Annotated in this window: 9 protein-coding genes; 5 read left to right on the forward strand and 4 right to left on the reverse strand. The window is 73.8% G+C overall.

All coding sequences use genetic code 11. From position 1 onward, the window contains the following. Positions 1-182: 182 nt before the first annotated feature. The 3 genes from IE244_RS28405 to IE244_RS42225 are packed head-to-tail and all read left to right on the forward strand — an operon-like array spanning position 183 to position 2,350. The gene (locus IE244_RS28405; RefSeq protein WP_229854373.1) at positions 183-1,121 is read left to right on the forward strand and encodes an NAD-dependent epimerase/dehydratase family protein; all 939 of its coding nucleotides are present in this window, start codon (positions 183-185) and stop codon (positions 1,119-1,121) included. Between the two features lie 8 nt (positions 1,122-1,129). Next, entirely contained in the window at positions 1,130-2,053 is a 924-nt protein-coding gene (locus tag IE244_RS28410) for an RNA polymerase sigma-70 factor (protein ID WP_191876472.1), read from the forward strand. A 60-nt stretch (positions 2,054-2,113) separates the two neighbouring features. Beyond that, on the forward strand, positions 2,114-2,350 hold the full coding sequence (locus IE244_RS42225) for a hypothetical protein (protein WP_229854368.1): 237 nt from the start codon (positions 2,114-2,116) through the stop codon (positions 2,348-2,350). Here the strand turns inward: IE244_RS42225 and IE244_RS28420 are convergent. Beyond that, a complete protein-coding gene (locus IE244_RS28420) occupies positions 2,316-3,608 on the reverse strand; it encodes an ArsB/NhaD family transporter (protein ID WP_373305783.1) in 1,293 nt (430 codons plus the stop codon). The two genes, IE244_RS42225 and IE244_RS28420, sit on opposite strands and share 35 nt — an antisense overlap. 101 nt (positions 3,609-3,709) lie before the next feature. Here IE244_RS28420 and IE244_RS28425 point away from each other — a divergent pair, with 101 nt between their 5' ends. Both IE244_RS28425 and IE244_RS28430 read left to right on the forward strand, forming a co-directional pair. Beyond that, on the forward strand, positions 3,710-9,595 hold the full coding sequence (locus IE244_RS28425; protein WP_191876419.1) for a WD40 domain-containing protein: 5,886 nt from the start codon (positions 3,710-3,712) through the stop codon (positions 9,593-9,595). Between the two features lie 85 nt (positions 9,596-9,680). Next, complete coding sequence (locus tag IE244_RS28430) at positions 9,681-10,181, forward strand: hypothetical protein (RefSeq protein ID WP_191876420.1); 501 nt, start codon at positions 9,681-9,683, stop codon at positions 10,179-10,181. Here IE244_RS28430 and IE244_RS28435 read toward each other — a convergent pair. The 3 genes from IE244_RS28435 to IE244_RS28445 all read right to left on the reverse strand — a co-directional run bounded on the left by IE244_RS28435 (position 10,168) and on the right by IE244_RS28445 (position 12,244). Continuing rightward, positions 10,168-10,314, reverse strand: a complete 147-nt coding sequence (locus IE244_RS28435; RefSeq protein ID WP_191876421.1) for a hypothetical protein — start codon at positions 10,312-10,314, stop codon at positions 10,168-10,170. The two genes, IE244_RS28430 and IE244_RS28435, sit on opposite strands and share 14 nt — an antisense overlap. 152 nt (positions 10,315-10,466) lie before the next feature. Beyond that, entirely contained in the window at positions 10,467-11,153 is a 687-nt protein-coding gene (locus IE244_RS28440) for a glycerophosphodiester phosphodiesterase (protein WP_191876422.1), read from the reverse strand. Between the two features lie 20 nt (positions 11,154-11,173). Then, complete coding sequence (locus tag IE244_RS28445) at positions 11,174-12,244, reverse strand: adenosine deaminase (protein WP_191876423.1); 1,071 nt, start codon at positions 12,242-12,244, stop codon at positions 11,174-11,176. Positions 12,245-12,454: the final 210 nt, after the last annotated feature.

Consider the following 12,454-nt stretch of genomic DNA (forward strand, 5'->3'; position numbering starts at 1 on the left):
TCGCCCAAGCGTCCGGAGGAACGCGACGAGCTGCTCACCGCACTCCTTGAACGTGGCCGCGTCCTCGGCGTTCGTCGGCGCTGTCAGCGGCTGGGGCACACACCTCACCGAGAACCCGTGTCACAGACGACCGGGCTGTCTTGTCTCAGGTGACGAGGCAGGACGCTTACGTCGGGAGGGTGATGGTGATGCGGGTGTTCGTGGCAGGGGGGTCCGGGGTTCTGGGGCGGCGGCTGGTGCCGCAGCTGCTGGCCCGAGGCCACCAGGTGACGGCTACGACCACGAGCGCGGCCAAGCTGGGCCTGCTGGCGCGGCTGGGCGCGGACGGTGTGGTGATGGACGGGCTGGACGCGGCGTCCGTGGGGGAGGCGGTGGCCAAGGCCCGGCCCGAGGTGATCGTGCACCAGATGACCGCGATCTCCATGGCGCACGCCGGCAAGCCCGACATCAAGCATCCGGACCGGTGGTTCGCCCTCACCAACCGGCTGCGTACCGAGGGGACGGACCACCTGCTGGCGGCGGCGCAGGCGACCGGTGTGTCCCATGTCGTCTGTCAGGGCTACGCCTCCTGGAACGGCATCCGCGAGGGCGGCTGGGTGAAGACCGAACGGGATCCGCTGGACCTGCTGGAGGGGACGGCGGCGCACGTGGGCCTGAAGGCGCTGCTCCATGCCGAGGAGGTGGTCCTCAAGGCCGGCGGGGCGGTCCTCAGGTACGGCGCGTTCTACGGACCGGGCGCCATCGACGACCAGGTCGAGCTGGTGCGCAAGCGGCAGTACCCGCTGGTCGGGCGTGGCACCGGCCACAGCTCGTGGGTGCACCTCGACGACGCGGCCGCTGCGACCGTCCTGGCCGTGGAGCAGGAGGCGCGGGGGGTGTTCAACGTCGTGGACGACGAGCCGGCTCCGGCGAGCGAGTGGCTGCCCCACCTGGCGGCCTGCGCGGGCGCCAAGCGCCCGATGCGGGTCCCGGTCTGGCTGGCCCGGCTGCTGGCCGGGGACCAGGCGGTGGTGATGATGACCGAGGGGCGCGGCTTCTCCAACGCCAAGGCCAAGCGGGAACTCGGCTGGCAGCTGCGCTATCCGTCCTGGCGGCGGGGGTTCGAGGAGGAGCTGGCGTGAGCCGGGGCATGGAGAAGACGGCGGACTTCGAGGAGCTGCGACCGCTGCTGTTCTCGATCGCGTACCGGATCCTGGGCAGCGTGACGGAGGCCGAGGACGCCGTTCAGGAGACCTGGCTGCGTTACGAGGCGTCCCCGACGCCTCCCGCCTCGGCCAAGGCGTTCCTGTCCGCCGTGGTCACCCGCATCTCGATCAACGTGCTGCGCTCGGCTCGCGTCCGGCGTGAGGAGTACGTCGGGCCGTGGTTCCCCGAGCCGCTGCTGGCCGACCCCTACCAGGACCCCGAGCGCTCGGCCGAGCTGGCCGACTCCGTGTCGATGGCCGCACTGCTGCTGCTCGAACGGCTCACCCCGCTCGAACGCGCGGCGTTCGTGCTGCGGGAGGTGTTCGGCTTCGGCTTCCCGGAGATCGCCTCGGCGGTCAACCGCTCGGAGGCGGCCTGCCGTCAGCTGGTGGTACGGGCACGCCGTCACATGAGCGAGGGGCGGCGCCGGTTCGAGGCCGACCGGCGCGAGCGCGAGGAACTCGCGACGCGGTTCTTCGGGGCCCTCACCGAGGGGCACGTCGACGAGCTGCGGGAGCTGCTCTCCGCCGATGTGCAGCTGGTCGCGGACAGCGGCGGCAAGGCCCCGCAGTGGGCCAGGGGCTTCTTCGGCGCCGACGAGGTGTCCCGGGTGCTCGGCGCGCTCCTGCCGCCGTTCGTCCGCATCGGTGGCGTCGTGGAACCGCATCAGGTCAACGGCCAGCCGGGCGCGATCTTCCGCGACCCGGACGGCAAGGTCATGAACACCTGGACGCTCGACATCCTCGACGGGCGGATCCAGACGATCCGCACGGTGAGCAACCCCGACAAGCTCGGGCATGTGGGCCCCGTGGCGGATGCCTGGGCGGTCCTGCGCGACACGCAGCAGGCCCGCCGGGACGGGAACTGACCGGAAGAACACGGAAGAACGCGTGAACACCCGAACGCCGGAACGACAAGGGATGCGGACATGACCAGGATCGGCATCATCATCGGCAGCACCCGCCCCGGCCGCAACGGCGACCGCGTGGCCCGGGTGGACCTGGCCGCGAGCATGCCGGCCCCGCTCGACGACGACCGGCACCTCCGCAGCACCGTCGGCGTCGGCACCACCGACGACAACCCCACCCTGCTCCGCTGGATCCGCCGCGAAGCGCTCGCCGGGAGCACGCCTAGCGCGTCAGCGCCAACACGGTCACCGACGTGACCACCGTCGCCGTCGCCAGCACCGCACCCGTGCCCATCAGGCGTGCCACCGGCACCCGCACCCCGTACGCGTGGCACCGCTCGTACCACAGCAGCGTGGCCAGGGACGCCCACGGTGTGATCACCGGGCCGGCGTTGGTGCCGACCAGGAGCGCGAGGAGCTGGTCGTGGTTGCCCCACGGCACCGCCGCCTCCCCGGCGAGATACACGGGAAGGTTGTTCAGGGCGTTGGACAGGCCGCCGCCGACCGCGGCCGCGCGGAAGAGGCCGAGCGTGTCGCCGTCGGCGCCCACCGCCGAGGCCAGCAGGCCGTGCAGCCCGTGCACGTCGACCGTCTCGACCACCAGGAACATGCCCGGCACCATCACCAGCAGGCGCCAGGGGACGAGCGACAGCCGCAGCGGGGATCGGTCGCGGACCGCGAAGGCCGCCACGGCGACGGCCGCGGCGGTCGCGGAGGCCGTCCACAGCGGGACGTCGGCCACCAGGATGGCCAGCAGGAAACCGGCACAGGCCAGGGCGCAGGCACGAAAGAGCACCGGGTCGGCGGGACGGTGGACGACGGGCGGCGCATAGCGGTCGCCGCCGTCCGGCCGGACATCCGCCGCACGCGCCGCCCCCGGCCCCGACACCGCCGCCGAGGTCAGCAGGCCGGACCCGTCCACACCGGCCCCCACGGGCGCCCCACGCCTGCCCCGGCGCCAGAAGAACAGCCACAAACAAGCCATCGTCACCGCGACCGCCGCCAGTTGCGGCGCCCACATCCGGGCCGCCAGTCCCAGCGGCGACAGCGCGACCCGGTTGGCGGCCAGCAGGTTCGTCAGGTTGGACACCGGCAGCAGCAGGCTCGCCGTGTTGGCGAGCCACACCGTCGTCATCGCCAGCGGTACCGGCGCGATGCCCACCCGGGAGGCGAGCGCCAGCATCACCGGAGTCAGCAGGACGGCCGTCGTATCCAGGTTCAGGGCGATGGTGGTGACCGAGGCGAAGAGCACACACAGCAGGAACAGCAGCGCGTAACTGCCCCGCCCCGCGCGCGCCACCCGCGCCGCCACCACGTCGAACACCTCGGCCCGGCTGGTCAGTTCGGCCAGCACGATGACCGTGCCCAGGAACGCCAGCAACGGGGCGATGCGTGTCATGGCGTCGGACGCGGAGCGCTCCGGCAGCAATCCCGTGGCCACACAGAGCAGTCCGGTCGCCAGCAGGCCGATCGCCACCCGGTCCAGGACATGCAGACGCAGTAACAAGGCACGCACGCCTGGAAGGGTCGCACGTTTGTACGTCGCTGTGACCAGGGCGTCGTCGAAGGCCTGGAAACGACCGGTATCAACCTCTCTTTTCACGGCATCATCAATACATGGTGGCTCGTCAGGACAACCCGGGGGACACCGGGCCATTGGACTTCTTCATCAGCTACTCGCCGGCCGACGAACGCTGGGCGTCCTGGATCGCCTGGACCCTGGAGGAGGCCGGATACCGCACGGTCCTGCAGGCCTGGGACTTCGTGCCCGGCACGAACTTCGTGGACTTCATGGACCGGGGGGTGAGCGGGTCCGCCGCCGTCATCGCCGTACTGTCCAGGAACTACGAGCGCTCGCGGTACGGGCGGATGGAGTGGCAGGCCGCGTTGCGCGCCGATCCGGACGCGCCGGAGCGGCGGCTGATCACCGTGCGGGTCGAGGACATCCCGGTGGAGGGGCTGCTGGCCACCATCACCTATGTGGACCTGGTGCCGGTCGCCGAGCCGGGAGCGGCGCGGGAACTGCTGCTCGCCCGGGTGCGGCAGGCGCTGGACGGGCGGGCCCGGCCCAGCCTGCCGCCCGGCTATCCCGGTGCGCACGGCCGTCCCGTACCGCCCGCCGCGACCGCCCCGGGGCCCGGGCGGCCGCTCGGCGGGCCGGGGTGGGCGGGGCGGCGCCGACCCGCCGCGCCGCCGTCGTATCCGCGGGTGTCCGCGGCGCCGGGCGAGCGGGAGGCGGTCACCGTGCTCCAGCTGGCCGGGCCCGCCTTCGGCCGGGGGCAGGACCCCGCCGAGCTGCAGGCGGCGATCTGGGGGGACCTGGTCGAGCTGGCGGACGCCGGCGCGCCCTCCCCGGACCTGCTGGTCGTCACCGGTGATCTGACCGCCTCCGGCAGCCGGCGCGAGTTCGAGCAGGCCCTCGCCTTCCTCACCGGGCTGCGCGCGCTGCTCGGGCTCGAACCGCACCGGGTCGCCCTCGTGCCGGGCGGCCAGGACGTCAACCAGGCGGCCTGCCAGGCCTACTTCAGCACCTGCGAGGCCGACGAGATGCCGCCCCGGCCGCCGTACTGGCCCAAGTGGCGGCACTTCGCCCGGCTGTTCCAGGAGCTGTACCAGGGGCTCGACGTCGTCTTCGACAGCGATCAGCCGTGGACCCTCTTCCCCGTCCCCGAGCTGCACACCGTGATCGCGGGGCTGAACTCCTCCATGGCGTACAGCCATCGGCGTGACGACCAGTACGGGCTGATCGGGCGCGAGCAGGCCGCCTGGTTCGCGCAGGCCCTGCGGCCCCACGAGAGCGAGGGCTGGCTGAGGATCGGCGTCGTGCGGCACTCGCCGGGGGCCGCCCGGGCCGCCGCCCCCGGCCTCCGCCGGGCCGGTGCGCCGGGCACGGCCGCGCTGGACGGTGCGGGGCCGCTGCGCGACACCGATGTGCTGACCCGGCTGACCGCTCCCCGGCTGCACCTGCTGCTGCACGGCCCGTCCGACGCCGGTGCGCTGCCCGTCCTCACCACCGCCTCCGGCGAGGTGCCGGTGATCGGCGCGGTCGGTCCCGGCCGGCACCAGCTGCTGCGGGTCGGCCGGGACGGAGTGTCGGTCTGGGAGGGGCCGCAGGAGCCGCGGCGCAGGCCGGTCCGGTGGCACCGGGCCCACCGCGCCTTCGGCCCCGAGGCCGCCGGCGACGCAGGGGACACAGGCGATTCCGGCGGTGGTGTGCCCGGCGCCGGCCCCGTGCCCCCCGCCGGCCGGAACGGCGGCCCCGAGTCCGAACCGGAGCCGCGCGCCCTGACGAGCCCGGCCGAGATACTGCTCGCCCGGGTCGCCGAGGTGTGCCGCACCCGCCACGAGGGCGCCCAGATCCGTCACGTCGACGGGCCGCTGCCGCAACTCCTCGTCACCTGGACCCAGTCCGGCTTCGTCCGCCAGCAGCGCGTGGCCGTGCAGCTCGGCACCCCGGCCGCGCAGGACGTCGACCGGTTCGTGGCCCTCGTGCACGCCGCCGACGCCGAGACCGAGGCCGAACTCGTCCACGACGGCCCGCCGCCCGCCCGCGAGCTGCGCGACGCGGCCCGCCGCCGGGGCGTGCGCGTCCGCAGCTTCACCGAGTTCCAGGGCCTGCTGGACCTGCGCGGCTACGTCGCCGCGCAGAGCGAGCGGCTGCGCACCGACCCGCGCTACCCCCCGGGCATGTACCTGCCGCAGCGCTACCGGGAGGTGGAACGCCTCGACGCCGAGGACCGCGACGGGCTCGTCGACGAGATGCTGCGGCTGCTCGACTCCGACCAGGGGCGCTTCCTGCTGCTTCTCGGCGACTTCGGGCACGGCAAGACCTTCGCGCTGCGCGAGCTCGCCCGCCGTGTCCCCGCCGAACTCCCGCACCTGGTCCCCCTGCTGATCGAACTGCACGCGCTGGACCGGGCCTATTCGTTCGAAGGCCTGGTCGCCGCGCACCTCGCCGCCCACGGCGTCGACAACATCGATCTGCGGGCCTTCCGGTACATGCTCCAGCAGGGGCGGATCGTGCTGCTCTTCGACGGCTTCGACGAACTCGTCAACCAGGTCACCTACGACCGCGCCGCCGAACGCCTGCAGGTGCTGCTGGACTCCGCCGTGGACAGCGCCAAGATCGTGGTCTCCAGCCGCACCCAGCACTTCCGCTCCCAGGGGCAGGTGCTGACCGCGCTCGGTGAACGCGTCGGCCTGCTCCCGCACCGCCGGGTCCTCGCCGTCCAGGAGTTCAGCCCGCGACAGATCCGCGCCTACCTGGTCAACCGCTACGACGGCGACGAACGGGCCGCCGAGCACCGGCTGGCGCTGCTGGACGCCATCCCCGACCTGCTCGCCCTGTGCCGCAACCCCCGGCTGCTCGGCTTCGTCGCCGACCTCGACGACGACCGGCTGCGCGCGGTCGCCGGCGCCGGGCGCGCCCTCAGCCCCGCCGGGCTGTACGAGGAGGTGCTCACGGCCTGGCTGAACTTCGAGGTCCAGCGCGCCGGCGGCAGCCCCGGCCGGGCGCCCGGCCTGTCCCTGGACCAGCTGTGGGACGCGGTCACGGCACTCGCCCTGCGGCTGTGGGAGAGCGGGCAGGACTCGCTGCGGCTGGACGAGCTGACCGACGTGGCCGAGACCCTGACCGGGCTCGCCGAGGCCCGGCTGTCGGTGCCGCAGACCGCGCACGCCATCGGCTCCGGCAGCCTGCTGGTGCGCAGCCACGACGGCGTGTTCCGGTTCATCCACGGCTCGGTGGTGGAGTGGCTCGTCGCCCGCGAGTGCGCCCGCCGGCTCACCGACGGCGACAGCGCCCTGCTGGGCCGGCGCCAGATCGGCCAGCTGGCCGTCGAGTTCCTGTGCGACCTCGCCGACCACCGGATCTGCCAGGCTTGGGCCGAGCGGGAGCTGTCCGGCTCCCCGGGGGACGCCTCCTCGGACGCCGGCCACGCCAACGCGGTGAAGATCCTCAGCCGGCTCCGGGTGCCCGCCCACACCGATCTGCGCGGCGCGGCCCTGGCCGGGGAGGACCTGTCCCACCGCGACTTCTCCGGCGTCGACCTCACCCGCGCCGACCTCACCGACGCCCGGCTGGTCGGCGCCCACCTCTCCGGTGCCGTCCTGCGCGGCACACGGCTGACCGGCGCCCGGCTCGACGGCGCGGATCTGACCGGCGCCGACCTGCGCGGCGCCGACCTCAGACGGGCCCGGCTGATCGGCACCGATCTGACCGGCGCCCGGGTGGACGGGGGCCGGTGGCGGCGGGCCGCACTGATCTCGGCGACCATCGGGCCCCTGGCGCGGACCCCCGAACTCCGGGGCGCCGCGATCGCGCCCGGCATGGCCGTCGACTCCGGGTTCCGGCCTTCCGCGGTGGGCGTCCCGTACGGCTTCGACATGCGCAGCAGCCGGCTGCCCGAACCCATCTCCTACAGCCCCGACGGCGAACTGCTCGCCGTGGGCAGCGAGGACGGCGGGGTGCTCGTCTGCGACGCCGCCACCGGCACCCCCCTGCGCACCCTGCAGGGCCACACCGGCCGGGTCTACGCCGTCAAGTTCCGCGACCGCGTCCTGGCCACCGGCAGCTCCGACGGCACCGTACGTCTGTGGGACCCGGTCTCCGGCCGCTGTCTGCACCGGCTGGAGATCCACGCGTACGGCGTCTGGCCGGTCGTCCTCGACGCCGAGGGCTCCTTGCTGGCCACCGGTGACGCGGACGGCGTGGTCACCGTCTGGGACACCGCCTCGGGCACCGCGCTGCACCGGCTGCCCGGCCACACCGCGCCCGTCTACACCGTGGCGTTCGGGCCGGACAACGCCCTTCTGGTCACCGGGGACGCCTCCGGTGCCGTACGCCTGTGGGACCTGGTCACCGGGGAGACGCGCGGCGAACTGACAGGACATCGAGGTGCGGTGTACCGGGCGCGGCTGAGTCCGGACGGCTCCGTCCTGGCCACCGCCGACCAGGGCGACGAGCGGCAGGGCGGCACGGTGCGGGTGTGGGACCTCGCCACCGGAACCGTGCGGCACGCGTTCACCGGGCACTCCGGTCGCGTCTACACCCTGGACTTCCACCCCGGGGGCGGGCTGCTGGTCAGCGGTGACACCAACGGCGAGGTACGGCTGTGGGACCTGGCGGCGCACCGCTCGGCCGGCCTGCTCGGCGGCTGCCGGGGGGCCGTGTACCAGGTGCTGTTCGACCCCGACGGGACCCTGCTCGCGGCCGGGGACAGCGCCGGGGTGGTCCGGCTGTGGCGGATCGACCCGGAGGCCGACCCGGTCGCCACGCCGCTGCACCGGCAGCCCGCCGAGCACCGCGGGTCGGTATGGGTGTGCAAGTTCCGTCCGCACGGCGACACGCCCGCCCAGGGCCCCGGCACGCTGCTGGTGACCGGCGGCAACGACGGCGTCGTACGGCTGTGGGAGCCGGCCGCCGGGCAGGGCCGGCGCATCCTGCGCGGCCACGGGCGGCGGATCGGCAGCCTGTCCTTCAGCGCCGACGGCTCGATGCTGGCGGCGGGCGGCAACGACGGTGTCGTCCGGGTGTGGCACGCCGCCTCCGGCCGGCGGCTGCGCGAACTGACCGGGCAGAGCGACCGCCTGGTCTCGGCGGTGTTCGGGCCGGCGGGCCCGCTGCTGGCCACCGCCAGCAGCGACGGCGACGTCTACCTGTGGAACGCCGCCACCGGCGAGTACCAGCGCGAACTGGACGTCGAGACCGACCACGTCTGGGCGGAGGCGTTCAGCGCCGACGGCGAGCTCCTCGCCACCGCCAACGACGACGACACCGTACGGTTGTGGTACCGGGCCACCGGGGCGCACGTCGCCACCATCACCGAGCACTACGGGCGGGTCCGCGCGATCGCCTTCCGGTCCGACGGCGCGGTCCTGGCCACCGGCTGCGACGACCGCAAGGTGCGGATCTGGGACGTGGACGGCAGTCGGATCACCGCGCAGCTCGACGGCCACACGGACCGGGTGTACGCCGTGGCCTTCGCTCCCGACGGCTCCTGGCTCGTCAGCGCCTCCTGGGACGGTACGGCGGTGGTCTGGAAGGACGGCGAGGCCGGCCATCGGCTGACGGGCCACACCGGCAAGCTCTGGACCGCGGCCGTCCACCCCGCGCGCCCCCTGCTGGCGACGGCGGGCGACGACCGGACCGTCCGCTTGTGGAACCCGGACACCGGCGTGCAGAGCGCTGTTCTGACGGGCCACACCGGGCGGATCCTCGCGGTGGCGTTCAGCCCCGACGGCTCCCTGCTGGCCAGCGGCGGCGAGGACGGCACGGTACGGCTGTGGGACGTCCCGGCCGACGCCCCGGCTGCCCTGCGCGTCACCCTCGTCGGCATGCCCGGCGGCTGGGCGGCCCTCGCGCCGTCCGGTGGCTACAAGTACGAGGGAGACGTCACCGGCGAGTTCTGGCACGCGGTCGGCATGTGCCGCTTCGAACCGGGCGAGCTGGACGGTCATCTGCCGGGGGTGTGGCAGGTGCCGCTGGACGACCGGCTCGGGTGAGGGCCGACAGGAGGGGGCGAGCAGGGGGGAGTTCAGGAAAGGGGGCACTTTTGAACACGTTCAAATGTGGGCGTACGCTGTTGCCATGAGCGACAGAGCCGCCCTGCTGAAGGGCATCCGCGTCTGGTTGGCCCTCTTCGTCGTGTGCCTCGCGCTCAGCGGGGCCACGGCCTTCCCCCTGGTGCACGAACTGCGCTGGACGGACAGCGCGCTGCGGGCGCTGTCCGTGCCGGAGCACCTGCCCGCGCTGACGGACTGGATCACCCGCGTGCGCGACGGCCTCGACACCGCCGACGCCGACTACCCGTTCCTGCTCTACGGCACCGACTGGCTGGCCTTCGCCCACCTCGTCATCGCGGTCGCCTTCTACGGCCCCTACCGCGACCCGGTGCGCAACATCTGGGTCGTCGAGTTCGGGATGATCGCCTGCGCCGGGATCATCCCGCTCGCCCTGGTCTGCGGTCCGATCCGCGGGATCCCGTTCTGGTGGAGCGTGATCGACATGTCCTTCGGGGTCTTCGGAGTCGTCCCGCTGTACGTCGTACGCAAGAAGATCAAGCGGCTGGAGGCGCTCACGGCCGGCTGACGGCGTCGAGCACGATCCGCCGGGCCACCGGGTGGGCCCCGTCGCCCTCGGCGTCGGTCGAGTCCACCGAGGACACCAGCGTGCGGCCCAGGTCCCGGTGGTACGTGTGCCGTATCCCGGCCGCGCGCAGCACCAGCCGGGCCGCCTCCTCAGCGTACGGCCGTCCCGTCGCGCGAAAAACCGTTGTCGCCCCGGCCCCCGCTGCCTCTCCGCCACGTTCCGCTTCCTCACGCACGGAGCCGGCCCGCCGCCCCACGGGGCCGCCGGCCCCCGCCGGTGCGGTGCTCAGCCGCCGTTGCGCAGGGCGTGCAGGACGTCGACGCGGTTCGTGGTGATCGAGTCGACGTCCAGGTCGAGCAGCCGGCTCAGCGAGCGGCGGGTGTCCGGCGTCCACACGGACAGCAGGTGCCCGCCGCGGTGGACGCGGGCCGCCAGCTCGCGACTCACCAGGGAGAAGCGGTAGTTGAGCCAGCGCGGGCGGATCACGTCCAGCAGCGCGGGCCGGGGCGGGGCGAGGGTCGTCCAGGTCAGGGCGATCTCGGCGGCCGGATCGGCGGCGCGGACGGCGAGCATCGCCTCGGCGCCCGCGCAGTAGTAGACGCGCTCGCGGGCCCCGCTCTGCCGGACCACGTCCATGACCCGGTCCACCATCCGCCGGCCGGGCCGCCCGCACAGGTCCACCATCACCCGGCGGTCCCCGGTCGCGGCCAGTGCCTCCGCGAGCGTCGGCACCCCGCCCGACGTGAGCCCGCGCAGCTCCGCGGCGGACAACGCGCCGAGCGGCCGGTCGAGTTCCCACAGCCGCTTGAGCGTCTCGTCGTGCAGCAGCACGGGGACGCCGTCACGGGTGAGCCGTACGTCGATCTCGACCGCGTCCGCGCCCCGGTCGAGCGCGGAGCGCAGCGAGTCGACGGTGTTCTCGCGGAAGCGGTAGGGGTCGCCGCGGTGGGCCACGGCGGTCACGGTCTGCATGACCCCCATTGTGGTGGGCGTCAGGAGGCGAGCCAGGTGCTGGTGTACGTGTCGATCTCCGCCGCGATCCGGGCCTTGCCCGGCGCGTCGAGGAAGGACGCCTCCACCGCGTTCCTGGCGAGGTCGGCGAGGCCGCGCTCGTCCAGGTCCAGCAGCCGGGCGGCCACCGCGTACTCGTTGTTGAGGTCCGTGCCGAACATCGGCGGGTCGTCGGAGTTGATCGTGACCAGTACCCCCGCCTGCACGAAGTCCTTGAGCGGGTGCTCGTCCAGGGTGGTGACCGCGCGGGTGGCGATGTTGGAGGTCGGGCAGACCTCCAGCGCGATGCGGTGCTCGGCGAGGTGCGCGAGCAGCTTGGGGTCCTGGGCGGAGCTGGTGCCGTGCCCGATGCGCTCCGCGCGCAGCTCGGTCAGCGCGTCCCACACCGTCCCGGGGCCGGTGGTCTCCCCGGCGTGCGGCACGGCGTGCAGGCCGGCGGCGATGGCGCGGTCGAAGTACGGCTTGAACTGCGGCCGGGGCACGCCGATCTCGGGCCCGCCGAGCCCGAACGACACGAGCCCCTCGGGGCGGATGCGGTCGTCGGTGGCGAGCCGTGCCGTCTCCTCGGCGGACTCCAGCCCGGCCTCGCCGGGGATGTCGAAGCACCAGCGCAGCACGGTCCCGAACTCGGCCTCGGCCGCCTTGCGGGCGTCCTCGATCGCCGCCATGAAGGCCAGCTCGTCGATGCCGCGCCGGGTGGAGGAGAAGGGGGTGATGGTCAGCTCGGCGTACCGCACCTGCTGGCGGGCCAGATCGCGGGCGACCTCGTAGGTGAGCAGCCGGACGTCCTCCGGGGTGCGGATGAGGTCCACGACCGACAGGTACACGTCGATGAAGTGGGCGAAGTCGGTGAAGGTGAAGAAGTCGGCCAGGGCCTCGGGGTCGGAGGGCACCTTGGAGTCGGGGTGGCGGGCGGCCAGCTCCGAGACGATGCGCGGGGAGGCGGAGCCGACGTGGTGGACGTGCAGTTCGGCCTTGGGCAGCCCGGCGATGAAGGTCCGCAGGTCCCGGTCGGCGGTGCCGGCGGCGGGTACGGAGCTGCTGTCGGTCATGGGGTCCTCCCCGGACAGGGCGCCGCGCCCCGGATACGGGCGCGGCGCGGGTGATCGGCTGATCGGCAGTACGCAGCACATCGTAGGCGGGGAGGGGTGCCGGGGTGCCGGGCGCGGGCCCGTCGACCGGTGGTGCGGTCCGCGGAGGGCGCGCGTGGGGTGCGGAGCGGTCTGTCGGCGAAGGGTCCTTTAGGTGGGCCGGGGGGCGGC

The sequence above is a fragment of the Streptomyces filipinensis genome (genome assembly GCF_014649495.1).
GTDB lineage: Bacteria > Actinomycetota > Actinomycetes > Streptomycetales > Streptomycetaceae > Streptomyces > Streptomyces filipinensis.